The organism is Pantoea sp. 18069 (genome assembly GCF_902706035.1).
Classification (GTDB): domain Bacteria; phylum Pseudomonadota; class Gammaproteobacteria; order Burkholderiales; family Burkholderiaceae_C; genus Comamonas.
Window position 1 is genome coordinate 72,875 of the sequence record NZ_CACSJA010000002.1, and the last position, 18,761, is coordinate 91,635.

The following is an 18,761-nucleotide window of genomic DNA, read 5'->3' on the forward strand; positions in this document are numbered from 1 at the left end:
ATGGCCACCATGGAACGCCGCGCCTATGCGGAAACCTTTGGGCCCACGACGGGCGACCGCGTGCGCCTGGCCGATACCGACCTGCTGCTCGAAGTCGAGCGCGACTACACGCTGGCCGCGGGCAGCTATGGCGAGGAAGTCAAATTCGGCGGCGGCAAGACGATTCGCGACGGCATGGCGCAAAGCCAGAGAAGCCGCGCTGAAGGCGCGATGGACACGGTGCTGACCAATGCGCTGATCGTCGACCACTGGGGCATCGTCAAGGCCGACATAGGCCTCAAGGGCGGCCGCATCGTCGCCATAGGCAAGGCCGGCAACCCAGACACCCAGCCCGGCGTGGACATCATCATCGGCCCGGGCACGGAGATCATCAGCTGCGAAGGCAATATCGTGACGGCCGGCGGCGTCGACACGCATATCCACTTCATCGCGCCGCAGCAGATCGAGGAAGCGCTGACCAGCGGCATCACCACCATGATAGGCGGCGGCACGGGCCCGGCCACGGGCACGTTCGCCACCACCTGCACGCCCGGCCCCTGGCACATGGAGCGCATGCTGCAGGCCGCCGATGCCTTCCCTATGAACCTCGGGTTTCTGGGCAAGGGCAATACCAGCCTGCCCGCGGGCCTGCACGAACAGATAGACGCCGGCGCGATTGGCCTGAAACTCCACGAAGACTGGGGCAGCACGCCCGCAGCCATCGACAATTGCTTGAGCGTCGCCGAAGCCACCGACACCCAGGTCGCGATCCACACCGACACGCTCAATGAAAGCGGCTTTGTCGAGGACACCATCGCGGCCTTCAAGGGCCGGACCATCCACACCTTCCACACCGAAGGCGCGGGCGGCGGCCATGCGCCCGACATCCTGAAAGTCGTGGGCCTGGAAAACGTGCTGCCCAGCTCGACCAACCCGACCCGGCCCTACACCATCAACACGCTGGACGAACATGTCGACATGCTCATGGTCTGCCACCACCTCGACCCGGCTATCGCCGAAGACCTGGCCTTTGCCGAAAGCCGCATCCGCAAGGAAACCATTGCCGCCGAGGACATACTGCACGACCTGGGCGCGATCAGCATGTTCAGCTCCGACAGCCAGGCCATGGGCCGCGTCGGCGAAGTGATACTGCGCACCTGGCAGACCGCGCACAAGATGAAGCTGCAGCGCGGCGCCCTGCCCGGCGACAGCGCGCGCCACGACAACTTCCGCATCAAGCGCTACATCGCCAAGTACACCATCAACCCGGCGATCGCCCACGGCATCAGCCATGAAGTCGGCAGCCTCGAAATCGGCAAATGGGCCGATATCGTGGTCTGGAAACCGGCGTTCTTCGGCGTCAAGCCGGCGCTGATTCTCAAGGGCGGCAGCATTGCGATGGCGGCCATGGGCGACCCCAATGCCTCGATTCCCACGCCCCAGCCCGTGCATTACCGGCCCATGTTTGCCTCCTTTGGCGGCGCGCTGGCCAAGTCGTCGCTGACGTTCGTTTCGCAGGCGGGTCTGGCAAACGGCATAGGCGAGCGCTTTGCCCTGGCCAAGACGCTGTCGGCCGTGAAGAACATCCGCGGCATAGGCAAGCGCCACATGCTGCTCAATGACTACACGCCGGCAATGGAAGTCGACGCGCAGACCTACAGCGTGCGCGCCGACGGCCAGTTGCTGACCTGCGAGCCCGCGGTGTCGCTGCCCATGGCGCAGCGCTATTTCCTGTTCTGAGGGCTCAGCCTTGCCGCTGCGTCCACCAGCCCAGCCAGTCGTCCGCGGCTATGCGCGCCCGGCCGCGCACGCCCGCGGGCAAGGCTTCATAGACCAGCACCGGCAGCGTCTGCGGCGGCCCGCCGCCCAGCGGCGTCATCTGCACGTCGATGATGCGCTTGGCGTATTCGCCTATGTCCACGGGCCAGACTTCTTCCAGCCGGTCCAGATCGCGCTCGAGCGCGGGCGTAAGTGCATAGACTTCGGCCAGCACCGCGTGCGCGCCATCGAGTACCAGCCCCGGATAGGCGCCCAGGTCATAGAGCTGGCCCGGCAGCCGGCAATGCCCGAGCCAGCGCACATCGGCCTGAAAGCGCCGGATATCGTTGATTCCGCCACGGCGCAAGGTGCCGTAGACCGCGACCTGGGGGCAGCCGCAGGGGTGATGGGGAGTAGCATCGTTCAACGGCATCATGTCTGCATGCTAAAGCGTTTTCACCAGCCGGCGCTCGACCGCCTCCGACCCATTTTTTGATCCCCATGCTCTCCATCCAAAAACTCATCCCCCAAGGCAAAGGCCTGGCCCGTGTCCTGCTGCAACGTGCAACGACCATCGAACTTGATTGGGATGTGCGCCAGAAAAGCCGCTTCGCGGCCACCGACTCGCAAGGCCGGGAGCTGGCCATCTTCCTGCCGCGCGGCCAGGCCGTGCGCGGCGGCGATGTGCTGATCGCCGAAGACGGCTCCATGGTGCGCGTGATTGCCGCGCCGCAGAAAGTGCTTTACATCACCACCTGCGCCGAGCATGGCTCGGCGTTCGACCTGATGCGCGCCGCCTACCACCTGGGCAACCGCCATGTGCCCATAGAGCTGCAGCCCGACCACCTCAAGATAGAACCCGACCATGTGCTTGCCGACATGCTGCGCAGCATGCACCTGACCGTGGTCGCGGTCGACATGGCGTTCGAGCCCGAAGGCGGCGCCTACGGCGGCCATGTGACCAACGACGGCCACAGCCACCATGCGCATGGCAAGGCCCATGACCATGACCACGCGCATAACCACGATCACGGCCATGTCCATGGGCCGGGCTGCAATCACGCGCACTGACCTCCCATGGCCTCTCGTCCCCATCCGAATACAACGACGGCCTGGCGCCGCCGCCAGGCCGCGGCCGCTGCTGCGCAGGCCGCGCCCGCCATCGCGCCGCACAGCCTGCTGCAGCTGATATGGCTGGCCTCGCCCGCGCTGCCCATCGGAGGCTTCTCCTATTCGGAGGGGCTAGAAGCCGCGATCAGCAGCGGCTGGGTCGAGGGCGAAGCCGATGCCGCGCAATGGCTGGTGCAGCAGCTGCAGCTCACCCAGGCGCGCGGCGACATGGCGGCCATTGCCCAGGCATTGCCCGCCTGGCACGCCAATGACCGCACACGACTGGCCGCGCTCAACGCCTGGGTGCGCGAGACGCGCGAAAGCAGCGAGCTGCGCCTGCAGACCGAACAGATGGGGCGCTCGCTGATTGCCTGGCTGCGCAACCAGCATGCCGGCGACACCGCGCGCCTGGACGCCATCGAATGGCTGGGCGCGCAGGACGCAAGCTACCCGCTGGCGTTTGCGCTGGCCGCGCATTTCAGCGGCGCGTCGGCGCACCCCGCTCTGCTCGCCTATGCGTTCGGCTGGGCCGAGAACATGGTCCAGGCCGCGATCAAGGCCGTGCCCTTGGGGCAGAGCGCGGGCCAGCGCATCCTGGCGCAACTCGCGGCCCAGATTCCCGCCGCCGTAGACCAGGCGCTGGCCCTGCCCGACGCGCAGCGCCAGGCCTTTTCGCCCATGCTGGCCATTCTCTCGGCCCAGCATGAAAACCAATACTCACGACTGTTCCGCTCATGACTTCGCCACTCCACCACATCCCAAACCGCAGCAAGAAGCTGCCCCCGCTGCGCGTGGGCATAGGCGGCCCCGTGGGCTCGGGCAAGACCACCTTGCTCGAAATGCTCTGCAAGGCCATGCGCGCGCAGTACGACCTGGTCGCGATCACCAACGACATCTACACCAAGGAAGACCAGCGCCTGCTGACGGTGAGCGGCGCCCTGCCCGCCGAGCGCATCATGGGCGTGGAAACCGGCGGCTGCCCGCATACAGCGATCCGTGAAGACGCATCGATCAACCTCGAAGCCATAGACCGCATGCTGGCCCAGTTCCCCGATGCCGACATCGTCTTCATCGAGTCGGGCGGCGACAACCTCGCGGCCACCTTCAGCCCCGAGCTGTCGGACCTGACGATCTACGTGATCGACGTCGCGGCGGGCGAAAAGATTCCGCGCAAGGGCGGCCCCGGCATCACCAAGAGCGACCTGTTCATCATCAACAAGACCGACCTGGCCCCGCATGTAGGCGCCAACCTGGAAGTGATGCATGCCGACACCGTACGCATGCGCTCCACGCCCAAGGGCCCCAAGCCTTTCGCCATGACCAACCTCAAGACCCAGGAAGGCCTGGCCCAGGTGATCGCCTTCATCGAAACCCAGGGCCTGCTCAAGGCCTGAGCCCGGCAATCTGTGTGTAGAATCGCGGGATTCGGAGGTTTGGGTGAGTGGTTTAAACCAGCAGTCTTGAAAACTGCCGACGGGTAACTGTCCGTGGGTTCGAATCCCACAGCCTCCGCCACCCCTCATTGGGGAAGGCATCAATGACGGCCTGCAGCATCGCGCCTGCCTCGGCCTGGGTCTGATCGTTCTGATCGAGACCCTCTATCACCTGGCCTCCTGCACATCGACGGGGCCGCCCGCAGCTTCGTACTGGGGCAGCGGTGTGTTGTTGGGCCAGTACTCCCGGCGCGTCCAGTCGGCAGCGCGTGCCTCGGCATCTGCAGCCGAGGCCTCGAGCTGGTCCATCCGATCGGCAGCGCTCAACACAGAAGATCCGGCCGATGACTCCGGGGCCTGGGCTGGTGCCGCGCCTTCAGCGCTGGATTCCGCATGAAACAAAGCCGCTCCAGGCGTTCTGCGGATAGCTTTGACGATATGCAGTTGGACTATTTTTTCCAGCCCAATAAGTCTAGGGGACGTAACCCGAAACGCACTGCATTCCCTGCATGCAAGCCCGCCAGCTCCGTGAGCACCAGCTGTGTGAAATGCTCGCGGTCTTCAGGCTGCACACTGCCAGGCAGCATGGTTTTGACACTCGCCTCATTCACGGGCTGGCCACTTCGCACAATGGCGGCGATCACCTCGCCGAGCACTTGCCGATAACGCAGACGCAAGATGTCTGGCGGCACCAAGCTTTGCTGCACAGCCACGTACTGCTGACATGAGCGTTCATAGGCCCACACAAAGACATCCTGCAGCAGGTCAACCTGGTTGAGCTCGTACACACCAATCATGGCATCTACATAGGCTTGCTGCGGCACGTCAATGAATGACAGCGGGCACAGGTTATGGCGAATGAACGGAATGTTGGCAGCCAGGCGCGACACACGCTTGTTCACATCCTCGAAAGGCTGCAAGTAAGGCAAGTGCACCATCAGGAAGAACGCCTGCTCGAAAGGATCTTCAATCTCTGCGGCCATGCCCACCACGATGCCGAAAAGCGCTTCCAAGCGTTGAGGCAAAGCCACCGGCAAGTACACGCTGCCGCCAACTTCCACGGCACGGCGGCGAATGCGGCCACACATGGCGGGGTCAGGCATCAAGCCATCGGAGAGCAAAGCGTGCAAGGCCACAATGGTGTCTTGTGAGACAACGGCTTGCTCGGGCGAGTGCACCAAAAATTCGATGGCCTGCTTGTGGTTCAAGATCATCTGCGTCTCAAAGGCGTCCTTGCCCTCAGCCGCCTGGCCAAACTCAATCAGCCGTGCTGTATCCAAGCGACTGTACGTGTTGCCTTCCAGTTGTGAAGAAGCCCAGGAAAGGTCGATCAGCAGGCGGTTGAGAATGTCCCTGGCAAAGGTTCCTGCCGGTGTTTGCTCGGCAGGTGAGCGCCCCAAAGCATGTAGCTGCTCACGCAGCTTCAAGGGCAGGTACGCCGTGTGGTTGGGGTGGTACTGCTCCAAAAACTCAGTGCGATAGACCACAGGCTTGCGCAGATGCCGGGGCCGGCGGGCATACGCCTTGATGGCTTCACCTTCAGCGCTGAAAGGAACATAGGGCTCGATCTCAGCACCTCCACTTGGAGCAATAACTTCGGCGGCCTTGCCAATGGGGCCTTCAACCTGCAAAACCGGAAAGTAGCGCATTGCCCGCGTTTTGCCTTGCAGACGAATGCGCCCCTGCTCGGCCAAGACAGCAAGTCGGCGCTGAAGGCTGCGGGGCTGCAACGTCAACCCAGACTCCTGCAGCAGTTCTTCTGCGCTCACCCCTTCTGGGTGACGGTCAATGACACTGACCAACAGGTCGAGTTCTTGCTGAGGTTTGACGTTATTCATGACGCAAATTATGACGCAATACAAGCATTGCGACAACTACGTATCGCAATCAACTTAAAATCGATGCTGCCAGAAGGCTCGGGTTGCGGCAGGGACGGAGGTTGCCCCCACCCGCCCCCCGCACAGATCCGTGCGTGCAGAATTACCGCATACGGCTCCTGCCTCAGGTATGTGACGCGAGCGACACCCTGACTCATGCTGCAAAGCAGACTGGGTTCCTCAAAGTCGGCTTCAGAAAGCGATCCTTAGAAACTCTTCATAGCCAATCGTCGTGCGGACCCTGAGTGCATGGTCCGCAAGCATTCAGAAGTTAAAACATCTGCCGCATCAATGACATTTCCTGACTTTTTGGCTTCAGGCGCACTTGTTACCATTTCTCCAACAGCGTTTGGAAAGGGTACGTGAACAACACATTACCGCAGCAAGCTCAGCGCAGACGCCCCCTGCGGTCTGTCGTGCACATGGTGACACTGGGGCTGGCCCTTGCCTGGTTGGCCTTGGTGGCCAGCCTGGGGTGGTGGATGTCGAAACGCATCGTGGCAACGGAGCTGGACAACCTGGCGGCCAGCGCCGAATACGAAGCCAAGACGACCGCGCGCATCATGGACCGGCTGTTCACCGAAATGGTGAGCGTGACCAATATGGTGGCGCGCCAGGGATCGGTGATCCAGCTGGCCGCTCGCTATCGCACCGATGCACCCGGTGCCGCCGAGCTGACGCGTCAACAGCGCGCGGAGCAATTTACACAGGACCCGTTGGTGCGCAAAGTCGGCGACTTCATGAATGCGCTCTCCAGCGATCTGCGCTACGCCCGCATCTACATGAACAATATGTCGGACGACACGGTGACGGCGAGCAACTGGGCCGAATCCGGCAGCATCGTGGGCATGATTTACGCGGGTCGCCCCTATCTCGTTGATGCCCTGCGTGACGGCAATGGTCATTCGTTCGGAATCGCCAAACTGAACAAGACACCCTCCTATTTTGTCGCCAGCCGCATCGAGAATGAAGACAGTGTGCCGCAAGGTTCCGTCACGGTGAAGTTCGACGCCTCGGAAGTGGCGCTCTATCTCACAGGACGCCACATCGCACTGATCGTGGATCGCCAGGGGCGGGTGACCACGGCATCGTCGGCGCCATTCATGCTGCGCAATGCGGCCGCACTTCTACCGCCAGATATGGCACTGTCTGCTGGCGCGGCCCCATCGCCGGACAATGATGAAGATCCAGGCAGGCCTCTGGACGTGCATGCGATTGCCGGCACAGATCAAACCGGCCAATGGTTGATTGACGGCAGGCCCTATCTGCTGCGCAGCGAGCCCCTTTCCAATACCCAATATCAGTTGCTGACGCTCGCGCCCCTGGATCATCTGGCGCCGATGCGAACGCAGCACCTGTGGGTCGCAGGGCTGGTCGCGACGGTGGGCCTGCTTTTCATTCTGCTGTCCAGTCACGTGGTCGCACAGATGTTGATACGCCGTCAGGATGAGCGGTATGCGGCAAATTACGACGCACTGACCGACCTGCCGAACCGCCGCCATGTGCTGGCCCAACTGGAGCGATTGTTCGCTCTGGCGAAGCGGACGCAGCAGTGGGTTCTGGTGGCCTTCATCGATCTCGACGGGTTCAAGGCAATCAACGACAACTACGGGCACGAGGTCGGCGACCAGTTCCTGGTCGAGGTGGGCCGGCGCATGTCCGCAGGCCTGCGCAGCAGCGATATGCTCGGACGGCTTGGGGGTGATGAATTCGTCGTGATCGGCTTGGCCACTCCGCCAGGGGCTGAGGGTCGGGACGATGCCGTAGAAGCCATGCGCAGCAGACTGGCGCCGCTGCTGGCCGGCACCTATGCCTTTGCCGAGTGCAGTTTCGACTATCCCGGTGCCAGCTTTGGCATTGTCAGCGTGGATCCCTGCGCCAGTTCACCGCAAACGGTTCTCAAGACTGCCGACCAGCGCATGTATGCGGACAAGCAGGCGCGGCGAGCGCCGCGCCGGCAGGAATCCGCGAGCCCGCCATCGATCCCTGCCAGTCATCAGCTGCCCACTTTCGCAGTTTCCGACACGTAAACATCGCGATGACGCGCCACTACGGGCGCGCCTGTAGTGGCCAGCGCGTGCATGATGCGGTGCCGGAAAATTGGGGCCGCAATGTGACCGTGCTGGGCGCGCTGTCGTGTCAGGGGCTTGACGCGCTGATGAGCAGCGAGGATGCGGCCGATGCACCGGTGTTCCGTGCCTATGCCACCGAGGTGTTGGCTCCGCCCCTGCAAGCGCACGATGTGGTCCAGACCGGGCAGTTGCGGATTAACGGCTTCAATTTGCCGGGAAGAAAAGGGCTGAATTCTGTCCATGGCAGAAGCTAGTCACCCCTGTCGAACATGTTCCGGCATGCCCCCATGGATCGACGCCTCAGGCCATGCCGCGGGACACCGCGTATTGCTGCGCGCATTGCCATGCCAGGTCGGCCAGCGGACCCGCCTTTTTCCCGGTTTCCACCGCATCGTCGGAGGCCGCATTGCCGTCCGATGCGCGCTGCGCAATGCTGTGCAGGATGGCCGCCATGCGAAACAGGTTGTAGGCCATGTAGAACTCCCAGTGCTCGCGCGGATCGCGCCCGGTCGCTTCTGCATACCAGGCGACGTATTCGGCTTCGCCCGGAATGCCCAGCGCCGCCAGGTCCAGCCCGGCGATGCCGCGCCACAGCGCCGGCGGTATGCGCCAGGACATGCACTGGTAGGAGAAATCCGCCAGCGGATGGCCCAGGGTCGACAGCTCCCAATCCAGTATGCCGATGACGCGCGGCTCGGTCGCGTGGAACACCAGGTTGTCCAGCCGGAAGTCGCCATGCACCAGCGTCGTCTCGTCGTTTTGCGGAACATGCTCGGGCAGCCAGTCCATCAGCCAGCGCATGGCGTCGTTGACGGGCAGCGTGGATTCGCGGCACTGGCGTGACCAGCGGTTGATCTGGCGCGCAAAGTAGTTCCCCGGCTTCCCATAGCCATCCAGTCCGACGGCACTGTAGTCCACGCCGTGCAGCGCGGCGATCACCCGGTTCATCTCGCGGTAGATGGCGCGCCGCTCGGCGGGGTCCATGCCCGGCAGGGACTGGTCCATCAGCACACGGCCGTCCAGAAACTCCATCAGGTAGAACGGCGTGCCGATGAGGCTCTCGTCTTCGCAATAAGCAAACATGCGCGGCACCGGCACGCTGCTGCCCTGCAAGGCGCTCATGACGCGGTGCTCGCGGTCAATGGCATGCGCCGAGGCCACCAGCAGACCCCGGGGCTTGGTGCGCAGCACATAGCTGCGCTGCCCGGCGCTGACTTTGTAGGTCGGGTTGGATTGCCCGCCGGTCAAGGGCGTGATCGCCAGCGGCTCGCCGCTGCCCAGGCCCTGGTCATGCAGGTACCGGGCCAGGGCCTCCAGAGGCAGTGCGGTGGAAACGTCGCTCATAGGGAACTCACCAGGTGTGCGCCGTCCACCGCCACGGTGGCGCCCGACATGGCCGCTCCCGCGTCGGAGGCCAGCAGCAAGAGAGGGCCGTCCAGATCGCTCATCTCGCCGAAGCGGCGGCTGGGAATCCTGGCGCGCAGCTTGTCGCCGGCTTCGCTGTGAAGGAATTCCCGGTTCAGGTCGGTCACCACATAGCCGGGCAGCAAGGCGTTCACGCGGATGCGGTGGCGCGCCAGCTCCAGCGCCATGGACTTGGTGGCCTGGATCACGCCGGCCTTGGAGATCGCATACGGCGCCACGCCGCCGGCCACGCGCTCGCCCAGGATGGACGCGACATTGACGATGCTGCCGCCCCGACCGGCCGCCACCATGCGCCGCGCGGCCTCGGTGGCCATGAGCCAGCCACCTTTGAGGTTGGTGTCCAGCACGCTGTCGAAGTCGGCCTCGGTCTGCTCCAGCAGCGACCGCGTCACGGTCACGCCGGCGTTGTTCACCAGCACATCGGGGGCGCCCCAGCTGGAGAGTGCATCAAAGCACTGGCGCACGCTGGCGCTGTCCGTCACGTCCAGCGACAGCGCACGCGCCTCGCCTCCCGCCTGCGTGATCGCGTCGACCACGGACTGCAGCTTGTCGGCGCGGCGCGCGGCCAGCGCCACGCGCGCACCGGCGCCGGCCAGCAGCGCGGCAAAGTGCATTCCCAGGCCGCTGGAGGCGCCGGTGACCAGCGCGATGCGCCCGTCAAGGCGGAAACGATCGATGGCGCCGCTCATGCCCGGCCCTCCGCCGCCGCCTTTTCGGCCATGTGGACCAGCTTGCGTGCCATGCTCCAGCGGTGCACTTCGCTCGGGCCGTCATAGATGCGAAAGGCGCGCATGTCGGTGAAGATGCGCATCACGGGCGACTCGCCCGTCACGCCCTGGCCACCGAGCATCTGCACGCTGCGGTCGACCACGCGCCACTGCGCCTCCGAGCACACGACCTTGGCACGGCTCGATTCGAAATTGCATTTCTCGCCCTGGTCCAGCAGCCAGGCCGTGTGCCAGATGTGCAGCCGCGCCGTGTGCAGATCCATATCGTTGTCGGCCAGCATGAAGCCCACGCCCTCGTGTTCGGCCAGCGGCTTGCCGAAGGCCTGGCGGCGGCGCGTGTACTCCAGCGCTGCGTCGTGCGCGCGCCGCGCCTGCCCGAGCCAGCGCATGCAGTGCGTCAGCCGCGCCGGTGCCAGGCGCACCTGGGCATAGCGAAAGCCCTTGCCGACCTCGCCCAGCACGTCGGCGGCGGGAATGCGCAGGTTGTCGAAGCGCAGCACGCCATGGCCGCCGGTGAAGCATGCATCCATGGCGTCCATGCTGCGCTCCAGCGTGATTTCCGGGCGATCCATGTCGCTGAGGAACATGGTCGCCGAGCCGTCTTCCATGCGCGCCATGATGATGACGTAGTTCGCGCCTTCCGCGCCCGTGATGAACCACTTTACGCCGTTGATCAGATAGTCATCGCCATCACGCACGGCCGTCGTGGCCAGCATCGACGGGTCGGCGCCCGCGCCGGGCGAGGGCTCGGTCATGGCAAAGCACGAACGCGTGAGGCCGGCCACCTGCGGGCGCAGCCAGCGCGCCTTCTGCGCGGCCGTGGCCACCTCTTCCATGAGATGGATGTTGCCTTCGTCAGGCGCGTGGATGTTGAGCGCCGTAGGGCCCAGCCACGAATAGCCGGCCTCCTCGAACATCACCGACTTGGCCACATGGCTCAGGCCCATGCCGCCCATTTCGGTGGAGGCGTGCGGCGTGAGCAGGCCGGCGGCCTTGGCGCGCGACACCAGTTCGCGGCGCAGCGCCTCGCTGGGGCCGTGGTGCGACTGGCGCTCGTCGTTTTCCAGGGGAATCACCTGCTCGGCGATGAATTGCCGCGTTCTGTCCCGCAGCGCACAGAGGTCGGCGCTCAATTCGAAGTTCATCGATGTGTCTCCTATAACTACGCAAGCCATGGCTGAATGCTTTCAACATTGTAGGACAATATTGAAAACAAAAATACACCAACAAATTGCATGAAGCAGGTTCCGATGCCTGGCCGCCTGTGTACACTTTCCGCGCCCCCACAGGAATGCAGACACGTGACCACTGAAACCATCCACCATGCCCCCGAAGACGCGCAGGACGTTCGCCCACAGACCGTGGCGAGTGCGGCTGATGAAGTCTTTTTCGGCATCTTCAACGGCCTGGAGGTCCAGCGCTTTGTCCCCGGCCAGCGCCTGGTGGAAGCGGATCTGGCCATCCAGTTCGGCGTGGGCAGGAATTCGGTGCGCGAGGCCATGCAACGCCTGGCGGCCAATGGCATCGTCGATGTGCTGCGGCACAAGGGCGCGACCATCAAGTCCCTGACGATCCAGGAGACCATGCATGTGCTCGACGTGGCGGAGCGCATGACCGGCTTGCTGGCGCGCACGGCCGCGCAGGGCGTGCGCGCCGGGCATTCACCCCAACCCATCCAGGCAGGACTGCAGCGGCTGATCGCCGCGGAAAAGGAGCAGGATGCGGACGCCTTCGCGCGTGCGCGCCGCAACTTCTACCGCGCCCTGCTCGATGCCGCGGGCAGCCGCGAACTGCGCAGGCTCTTTCCGTCCATCCAGATGCCTATCGTGTACGCCCAGCACCGGCTGCCGGCACTGCAGAAAATCCGCCTGGCCGACTACCGCGCGATCAGCAAGGCCGTGATCGGCGGCGATGAGGCGGGGGCGGACGCGGCGGGCATGGCCCATGTGCGCAATGTGCGTGACGAGATCACGCGCAAGCAGGCGCAGGCAGACGCCGGCCGCGCCTGAGCCGGCCGCGCCTAAGCCGGCCGCGCCTGAACCCGCACGGATGTAGTTGCTGCTGCCGGGGGCCGGCACGCAGCGGCACGCCCGCGTCCGCAGCGCCTGCGCTCAAGCAGCCTAGCCCCAAAAATCATCGCTTCAGACGATGTTCTCCTGGCCGTGCCTGCGCCACCATGGACTTGCCGGGAAACCTGCGCGGCCTGTCGCGACCCCCTGTTGCGTTTCACGGGAAGGGATTTCCTGCCGCTTGCGCGGCACGGTGAGGGATGGCGCCATGAATCTGGCGGCCGAGAAGAACAAGGTGGTGATTCCCACCGGCCAGGCATCGCTGCGCATCACCAATGAAGACTGCATGGCCACTGCCCTGCATTGGGCCTACGACGAATACTCCCAAGGGCAAGGCACAGCACGCGCCATCACCGAGGCAGGTCACAAGAACTGGTTTTTCATCGAGGCCGATTACGCGGGCGGCAAGGCGCTGCGCGCGGGCTTCGAAGACGCGGTGAAGGCGGCCGGCGGCAAGGTGGTTGGCTCGGCCAAGCACCCGTTGGGGGCGATTGAATTTGCATCCCAGATCGTGCAGGCACAAACCTCCAAGGCCGATGTGATCGGCATGGCCAATGCTGCTGGCGACTCCGCCAACTTTGTCAAACAGGTGACCAGCTTCGGCGTCACCCCCAAGCAGATCATTGCCGCATCGCTGATCCACATCACCGACATCCACGGCCTGGGCCTCAAATCCACCAAGGGCATGTATCTGACCGATGGTTTCTACTGGGACCGCAATGCCGAATCGCGCGCCTGGTCCCAGCGCTTTCTGGCCCAGAAAAAGAAGATGCCGACGATGGTCCAGGCCGGCACCTATTCGGCGGTGCTGCACTACCTCAAAGGCGTGGAGCCGGCTGCGCCATCGGTCGCGCTGCGGGCCTCGTTCAGAACTCGTGGTTCAGGCCCAGCTCGATGCCACGCGATCTGCCGCCAGGCTGGACTACCGGTGCGCCGGGCACCGCATAAGCGGCCGCGCCCTTGTTGCGGAGCATGGCGACCGTGGTGTAGGCACGGGTACGCTTGGACAGGTGGTAAACGTATCCCAGAGCGAACTGGTCGGCATCGTTGGCCGAGATGGCGACCCCGCCTGCACGGCCACGCGCATCGGCGCGGTTCCAGGAGAATTTGACTTCCTGCGCGCCGAAAGGCACGCGCGCCGACAGGAGGTAGTTGTTCTGCTGCGCATCTGCGTACTGCAGGCGCCGGATGCCGGCCGTGAATCGCGCGAACGAGGCGTCCCATGATGCCGCCAGCGCCGAGTCCTTGAAAGCGCCCAGCTGCGTCAACGCGTTGCGCGTGCGCATGTGTGCCGCCGAGATGAAGACATTGTCGAACTTGACGCCAAGCCGTCCCCCCATGCCCTTGTGCAGGTTGTCGGCCGCGGCACCTCGTTCGCCGAAGGCGTACATCAAGCCGCCTTCCAGACCCCAGCTGTTCGATGGCAGGAGGTACTGTACGGAATTTTTGATGCGCTGCACTGTATTCGGGGCAGTGCCAAACGCCGCTGTCACGGGTGTATTGCCGCGGGCTGCCAGCGAGAACAGCTGGACCGACCCCAGGCCGACATAGCCGAAGGGGTCGAAGCGCGCCCAGTTGGAATGGGAGGGCGTGTAGTCGCGCCCCATGCGCAATTCGCCGTAGCTGCGATCGGAAAGGCTGACCGTCGATCGACGCTGGAAACCTGCGGGTGAGACGGTGCCGGAATCGGCACTGAGAAAGGACTCCAGCCAGAACGAGGCGGCCAGGCCGCCGCCCAGATCCTCGCGCCCGCGAATACCGTAGCGGCTGCTCGAATACGCGCCACTGGCCAAGGTGGTCACGCTGCCTGCGCCAGTGCTGTGAGAATTGCGTATGGCGTTATCGACGACGCCGAACACGGTCAGGGAAGATTGGGCAAAGCTGGCGCCAGCCAACAAACCGAGCGCAAATGTCAGTGGTTTCTTGTAGTTCATCAACCGAACTTTCTTGGTAGTGGGCATGTTGAAAAAAGCACTGCCGACCGACCAGCACCGGCATCAGCCGGCAAGGTGCCGAGGTCGTATCAACGGTTGCGACTGTGCAATCAGCCCCTGGCCAAGTCCAATGAAGACTCCCCCCGCTAAACAGGCGTTATAGCGGGGGTTTCTTGGGTCAAAGACCAGTGCGCCGGCGTGTTGCCACCCCAGCGACTTACCCCAGTCTCACCAAGCGTAGGGCGCATTTCTACACCCGGTTCGGAGCCTTCCACCCCTACCTTCTGTCTTGCGATCCGGCAGGTCTTCTTCTCCTTTTCGACACTCTTGCCCGCCAGCAATTGCCTGACCCCGCGCCCGGCAATGACGCTTGCCGCGTTGTGGTCGGCATGTGCAGTGTGTCCACAGCTTTGACAGACAAAACCGGATTGGGAAACCCGGTTGCCCTGGTGAATGTGGCCGCAAGCGCCGCATTCCTGCGAAGAATAAAACGCCGGCACTTCTATCACCAGCTTGCCCTGGCGGCGCGCCTTGTATTGCAAAAACACTTGGGTCCGGCCCCAGGCAGAGGCCAGAATCGCTTTGTTTAGCCCGGACTTGGCCGCAGCCCCATTGCGCAGCCAACGGCCTTGCGCGTCCTGTTGGGGCTTGGCCTTTTGGGTCATGTTCTTGATCTTCAGCGCCTCAAAGACAAACAGCTTGTAGCGCGTGTCTGTCGCCAGGACATGGCTGGTCTGGTGCGCCAACTCCCGGCGCGCATCAGCGCCATAGCGCTGGTAGCGTGCCACCTTGCGCCTGGCCTTGACCCAGTTGCTGGAGCCCCTGGTTCTGCGGGCCTGGCGCTTTTGCCAGCGCTTTCTGTGTTTTTCCTGCGCGGCCAGGCGCTTGACCTGAATCGGTAAAAAATCGAATTGCTGCCCGTCGCTGCCCGCCAGTGGCAGGGCCACGCCACGATCGAGCCCCAGGGTCATTGCGAGCAGCTCTGGCGCATCGAACTGCATGAGCCAGGCCGTGGTTTCCTTGTCGCTGGGCTCCATCAGGCCATCGTCGCCATTGAACGAGACATGCCATTGGCCGGCATGGATGCTGATGTGCAATGAAGCGGGCGGCTGGCAGGCCCGGTGCGCCTTGAATGCCAGCACACCCACGGGATGTTTTCTGGTGCCGATGCACAGCTGGTGGCCAGTGATTTCTCCCGTGGCCCTGTCCACGACAGGCTTGAACTCGAACAGCTCGGACGTCAGCCAGACAGCCTGTCTGCCGTGTTTTTTGTGCATCGTGGGCCGGCCGCCGAGTTTGCGGAAATAACGGCTGTAGGCCTGCTTCCACAGCACCGCGCCATTGCGCAGAATCTGGCTGGGCACTTCGGACAGCCAAGGTGTGAGCTCGGTCTTGAAATGGCTGTACTGCTGATCGACGGGCGCGAACTGACCCGTGTGTGCCAGGGACTTGCGTGCAAAACGCCTGAAATACCGGTCTTCGCCCACCTTGGCGTTGTAGATGAAACGCTGGCAGCCTATCCATTGCAGCAGGGTCTGTGCCTGCGCAGGCGTGGGATAGCAGCGAAAACGATGGCCGATCTGCATGTCGCCATGCTCGTGGAGAAATCAGTAAGGCGCCAGCACGAAAAGTAACAACCCTTAGAACGTGTTCAAAGTCTCCGAGGTATGAGAAGCTCAGGGGGTGAGAAAAAGCTATCCAAGTGACATCAGTCGCGAACAATTCGAGATCATCAAGCCGCTGCTGGAAAGCGCGCGAAAGAAGACCAGCCCCAGGCGAGTGGACCTGTACGAGGTGTTCTGCGCGGTGCTGTACCTGCTGCGCAGTGGCTGCCAATGGCGCATGCTGCCCGAGGAGTTTCCCAAATGGCGCACGGTGCACTCGTACTTTGCGATCTGGAGCGAGCCGCGCGAGGGTGGCAGCCTGCTGGAGCAGGCTTTAAAAAAATCAGGTTGGCGCGGCCCGCGAGAAACTGGGGCGCAACGCCTGCAGCACGCTCTTGATCGTGGACGCGCAGAGCGTGAAGAACACGGATACGGCAGGCCTGAAGGGCTATGACGCGGGCAAGAAGGTGTCTGGCATCAAGCGCCATATTGCAGTGGACACCCAAGGATTGCCGCATGCAGTGGCGGTGACTACGGCTGAAGTGACGGATCGCAAGGGAGCACTGCAGGCGCTTGGTCGTTGCAAGTCTGGGCTCGCTCGTGTGCAAAGTGTGCTGTGCGACAACGGCTATGTGGGTCAGCCTTTCGCGCAGGGCGTGCGCGAGATTCTGGGCGAGCATGTCACTGTGCAGATAGCAAAGCGCAGTGAGTTGCATAGCTTCAAGGTGATGCCCAAGCGCTGGGTTGTTGAGCGCAGCTTTGCGTGGCTGGAAAAGAATCGGCGATTGTGGAAGAACTGCGAGCGCTGGATCAACACCAGCTTGCAGTTCCTGCATCTGGCATTCTTGGCGCTCTTGCTCAAAAGACTTTGAACACGTTCTTAGCTCTCCCGCTGTTTTTAACATCGAGCTACAAATCGTTTTTGTGACGAAATACCGGCACAAGACGCTCTCGCCCCAAGTGCTTGAGTTGGATATTTCGGTGCTGATCAACAACCTCAAGACAGCCAGTGCCCGGCGCACCAGAAATCGCTTTGCCGCGCATTTGGCGCCTTTCCATAGCAAGCCCTTGTTTTGGCACCGGGCCTACTTTGTGGGGAGCGAGGGCGGCGCTACGCTGGAGACGGTGCGGGCCTGTGTGGACGCGCAGGGGACAGAAGAACATGCCCGCAGGCTGGGGCTTTTCAAGGCCTCGCTGGGGCCACAGGAGATGCCAAGGCTGCAGGGGGTAAAAGAGGTGCAACGCCGTGTCGAAGAAGTGAGCGCTGCTAGTCATGCTCGACATGCGGATCGATGCGAAAACCGCCATAGGTGTACAGGCCAAATCCCGCAGGTCCGTTTCGCCATTCTGGCTCGGGTAACTCGTCATCCAGATCAGCGTTGCGGACCATCCAAGCGGCAGCCATTGCGAACACCAGCAGCAGAGCCAGCCAGAAGGTGGTGTACAGAAGCACACCGAGCACGGCCAACTTGACCAACCACAGCAGCACGGTAGCGCCAGCCAAAGGCACACCCTTGGATGCCAACCAGTTCGATACTCGCCGTTCTCCGCGCGCATAGACGCGCCATCCACGGCCAGGCCGTTATGCGGTGCTGATGCGGGTTGTCGTGCTCATGCTCGTCTCCTGCTGCACAGGGAGAGCTATCCCGGCTTGCTCCAATCCTGCTTGCTTGCCAGTACCAATGCGTTCCAGTCGTCTGGTGGATTGCCCCGCCCCAACATCTTCTCAAAAACGGCGCAGGGGTCTGACTGGCTACCCGACGAGCGCAAGGTCTGCTCGTCGTTGACCCAGGCGTACACGATGACTTTCGCCTTTGAGTCGTACCGGAAGAACAGCCGGAACCGCCTTGCGAACTTGGCCCGTCGCCAATGGCGGTGGGCCGGCCCCAGGGTATTGCCCTGGCGGTATTCGTCGCGCGCCGGATCACTCGGCACCACATCCAGCATCAACTGGCTCAAGGCCCGGAAGAGCTTGACGCTGGCATTGGACTCGAAGCCCTTCGGATCGTTCTCCTGCGCGCGTCTTGTGGCTGCTTGCAGCCTCTGCAACTGCTCGATGACGCAGTCGTGGAATAGCAGCGTCCAGCCGTGCCGTTGCATCAGAGCGCCACGTCCCCGTCGATCTCCTCGTCCAGATTCACGCCGTGACCCGCCTGCTCCAGCATGGCGCGGGCCAGATCCTCGGGCAGGCCATGGACGCTCCGGCCAGCTTCGATATCGCGGGCCAGTAAGTTCAGGAATGCGCCAATAGCGGGGTCTTCGTTTTCGACATCGACGCGGGTAACGACGACTTCTGCACCACGCAGGTCGAACGCAATCTTGCCGCCGGCATCGACACCGAGCGCCTGCCGGATGGGCTTGGGCAGCGTGATCTGGCCTTTGGAGGTCAGGGTGGCAACTTCATGAATGGCAGGCATGGCCGTTCTCCTCATAGCGATGCCCATCGTAAGGAATATTCCTTACCTGATCAATATGAGTTCTCATGGCTCCCTCCTGAGTCCAAGAGTCGGCCCATCGCAGGACGGGAACAGCGCGCCTTCACGCATCAATCCGGCCCGCTGAACCCCGCATTGGCCGTGGACGGTCAATGCCCCACGCCCTATACCCAAATGGTTGAAGGCCAAATGGCCGAAAGGGCAAGGGAATGGAGTGCAGGGGGAAAGGCCCTCACTAGTAGTTCTGCACAGAGGTTATGACGGTTTGCCGCAAGTTGGTACAGGATAGGCCTTGCCCAGCTTTTGCCTGGCCTTGTCCGTAGAGAACATCCAGTGG

Annotated in this window: 18 protein-coding genes, 1 tRNA gene and 3 pseudogenes; 11 read left to right on the forward strand and 11 right to left on the reverse strand. The window is 63.2% G+C overall.

The annotated features are described in order from the left end of the window. Window positions 1–1,719: an urease subunit alpha gene (gene ureC / locus GVL12_RS02445; protein WP_159911065.1), complete on the forward strand. Its 1,719-nt coding sequence runs from the start codon at window positions 1–3 to the stop codon at window positions 1,717–1,719. Window positions 1,720–1,723: 4 nt separating this feature from the next. Here ureC and GVL12_RS02450 read toward each other — a convergent pair whose 3' ends face one another. Beyond that, window positions 1,724–2,170, reverse strand: coding sequence for a gamma-glutamylcyclotransferase family protein (locus GVL12_RS02450; RefSeq protein ID WP_159911066.1), 447 nt, complete (start codon window positions 2,168–2,170; stop codon window positions 1,724–1,726). A gap of 68 nt (window positions 2,171–2,238) precedes the next feature. On the opposite strand from GVL12_RS02450, the gene ureE reads away from it, so the two are divergent. The 4 genes from ureE to GVL12_RS02470 all read left to right on the forward strand — a co-directional run bounded on the left by ureE (window position 2,239) and on the right by GVL12_RS02470 (window position 4,362). Further along, complete coding sequence (ureE, locus tag GVL12_RS02455) at window positions 2,239–2,808, forward strand: urease accessory protein UreE (protein ID WP_159911067.1); 570 nt, start codon at window positions 2,239–2,241, stop codon at window positions 2,806–2,808. 6 nt (window positions 2,809–2,814) lie between these two features. Continuing rightward, window positions 2,815–3,585 (forward strand): urease accessory protein UreF, encoded by a 771-nt coding sequence (locus GVL12_RS02460; RefSeq protein ID WP_159911068.1) that lies wholly within the window; start codon window positions 2,815–2,817, stop codon window positions 3,583–3,585. Beyond that, complete coding sequence (ureG, locus tag GVL12_RS02465) at window positions 3,582–4,241, forward strand: urease accessory protein UreG (protein ID WP_159911069.1); 660 nt, start codon at window positions 3,582–3,584, stop codon at window positions 4,239–4,241. Before GVL12_RS02460 ends, ureG begins: the two co-directional genes overlap by 4 nt. 33 nt (window positions 4,242–4,274) lie before the next feature. Then, window positions 4,275–4,362, forward strand: a tRNA-Ser gene (locus tag GVL12_RS02470). An 86-nt stretch (window positions 4,363–4,448) separates the two neighbouring features. Here GVL12_RS02470 and GVL12_RS02475 read toward each other — a convergent pair. Further along, on the reverse strand, window positions 4,449–4,607 hold the full coding sequence (locus GVL12_RS02475; RefSeq protein ID WP_159911070.1) for a hypothetical protein: 159 nt from the start codon (window positions 4,605–4,607) through the stop codon (window positions 4,449–4,451). A 122-nt stretch (window positions 4,608–4,729) separates the two neighbouring features. Beyond that, window positions 4,730–6,118, reverse strand: a complete 1,389-nt coding sequence (locus GVL12_RS02480; RefSeq protein ID WP_159911071.1) for a Fic family protein — start codon at window positions 6,116–6,118, stop codon at window positions 4,730–4,732. Window positions 6,119–6,519: 401 nt separating this feature from the next. Between GVL12_RS02480 and GVL12_RS02485 the strand changes: the two genes are divergently transcribed. Together GVL12_RS02485 and GVL12_RS02490 are read left to right on the forward strand one after the other, a co-directional pair. Continuing rightward, window positions 6,520–8,187 (forward strand): sensor domain-containing diguanylate cyclase, encoded by a 1,668-nt coding sequence (locus tag GVL12_RS02485; RefSeq protein ID WP_200843443.1) that lies wholly within the window; start codon window positions 6,520–6,522, stop codon window positions 8,185–8,187. A gap of 8 nt (window positions 8,188–8,195) precedes the next feature. Then, window positions 8,196–8,483 carry a hypothetical protein gene (locus tag GVL12_RS02490; protein ID WP_159911072.1) on the forward strand — a complete coding sequence of 96 codons (288 nt, stop codon included), beginning with the start codon at window positions 8,196–8,198 and terminating at the stop codon, window positions 8,481–8,483. A gap of 46 nt (window positions 8,484–8,529) precedes the next feature. Here the strand turns inward: GVL12_RS02490 and GVL12_RS02495 are convergent, their stop codons facing one another. The 3 genes from GVL12_RS02495 to GVL12_RS02505 are packed head-to-tail and all read right to left on the reverse strand — an operon-like array spanning window position 8,530 to window position 11,527. Further along, entirely contained in the window at window positions 8,530–9,573 is a 1,044-nt protein-coding gene (locus GVL12_RS02495; protein ID WP_159911073.1) for a phosphotransferase family protein, read from the reverse strand. Then, window positions 9,570–10,343 (reverse strand): SDR family NAD(P)-dependent oxidoreductase, encoded by a 774-nt coding sequence (locus GVL12_RS02500; protein ID WP_159911074.1) that lies wholly within the window; start codon window positions 10,341–10,343, stop codon window positions 9,570–9,572. The genes GVL12_RS02495 and GVL12_RS02500 overlap by 4 nt, the downstream gene beginning before the upstream one ends. Next, entirely contained in the window at window positions 10,340–11,527 is a 1,188-nt protein-coding gene (locus GVL12_RS02505) for an acyl-CoA dehydrogenase family protein (protein ID WP_159911075.1), read from the reverse strand. Before GVL12_RS02505 ends, GVL12_RS02500 begins: the two co-directional genes overlap by 4 nt. A gap of 156 nt (window positions 11,528–11,683) precedes the next feature. On the opposite strand from GVL12_RS02505, the gene GVL12_RS02510 reads away from it, so the two are divergent. Further along, a complete protein-coding gene (locus tag GVL12_RS02510) occupies window positions 11,684–12,391 on the forward strand; it encodes a GntR family transcriptional regulator (protein WP_200843444.1) in 708 nt (235 codons plus the stop codon). A gap of 268 nt (window positions 12,392–12,659) precedes the next feature. Beyond that, a pseudogene (locus tag GVL12_RS27000) lies at window positions 12,660–13,232 on the forward strand (ABC transporter substrate-binding protein); the annotation flags it as partial. An 85-nt stretch (window positions 13,233–13,317) separates the two neighbouring features. Here GVL12_RS27000 and GVL12_RS02520 read toward each other — a convergent pair. Both GVL12_RS02520 and GVL12_RS02525 read right to left on the reverse strand, forming a co-directional pair. Then, on the reverse strand, window positions 13,318–14,385 hold the full coding sequence (locus tag GVL12_RS02520; RefSeq protein WP_159911077.1) for a porin: 1,068 nt from the start codon (window positions 14,383–14,385) through the stop codon (window positions 13,318–13,320). Window positions 14,386–14,531: 146 nt separating this feature from the next. Further along, a complete protein-coding gene (locus tag GVL12_RS02525; RefSeq protein WP_159911078.1) occupies window positions 14,532–15,971 on the reverse strand; it encodes an RNA-guided endonuclease TnpB family protein in 1,440 nt (479 codons plus the stop codon). A gap of 97 nt (window positions 15,972–16,068) precedes the next feature. Here GVL12_RS02525 and GVL12_RS02530 point away from each other — a divergent pair. Both GVL12_RS02530 and GVL12_RS27005 read left to right on the forward strand, forming a co-directional pair. Next, window positions 16,069–16,861, forward strand: a protein-coding gene (locus GVL12_RS02530) for an IS5 family transposase (RefSeq protein ID WP_200843445.1) whose coding sequence is annotated in 2 segments (ribosomal slippage) — window positions 16,069–16,328 and window positions 16,327–16,861 — 795 coding nt in all. Because the reading frame shifts where the segments join, the coding sequence is not laid out codon by codon here. A 109-nt stretch (window positions 16,862–16,970) separates the two neighbouring features. After that, a pseudogene (locus GVL12_RS27005) lies at window positions 16,971–17,123 on the forward strand (transposase); the annotation flags it as partial. Window positions 17,124–17,256: 133 nt separating this feature from the next. Here the strand turns inward: GVL12_RS27005 and GVL12_RS02540 are convergent. From GVL12_RS02540 to GVL12_RS02550, 3 genes and pseudogenes are all read right to left on the reverse strand, one after another. Then, window positions 17,257–17,604 (reverse strand): annotated as a pseudogene (locus tag GVL12_RS02540) (DUF3742 family protein). A 26-nt stretch (window positions 17,605–17,630) separates the two neighbouring features. Beyond that, a complete protein-coding gene (locus GVL12_RS02545) occupies window positions 17,631–18,089 on the reverse strand; it encodes a type II toxin-antitoxin system YhaV family toxin (RefSeq protein WP_159911080.1) in 459 nt (152 codons plus the stop codon). Continuing rightward, window positions 18,089–18,406, reverse strand: coding sequence for a type II toxin-antitoxin system PrlF family antitoxin (locus GVL12_RS02550; protein WP_159911081.1), 318 nt, complete (start codon window positions 18,404–18,406; stop codon window positions 18,089–18,091). The genes GVL12_RS02545 and GVL12_RS02550 overlap by 1 nt, the downstream gene beginning before the upstream one ends. Window positions 18,407–18,761: the final 355 nt, after the last annotated feature.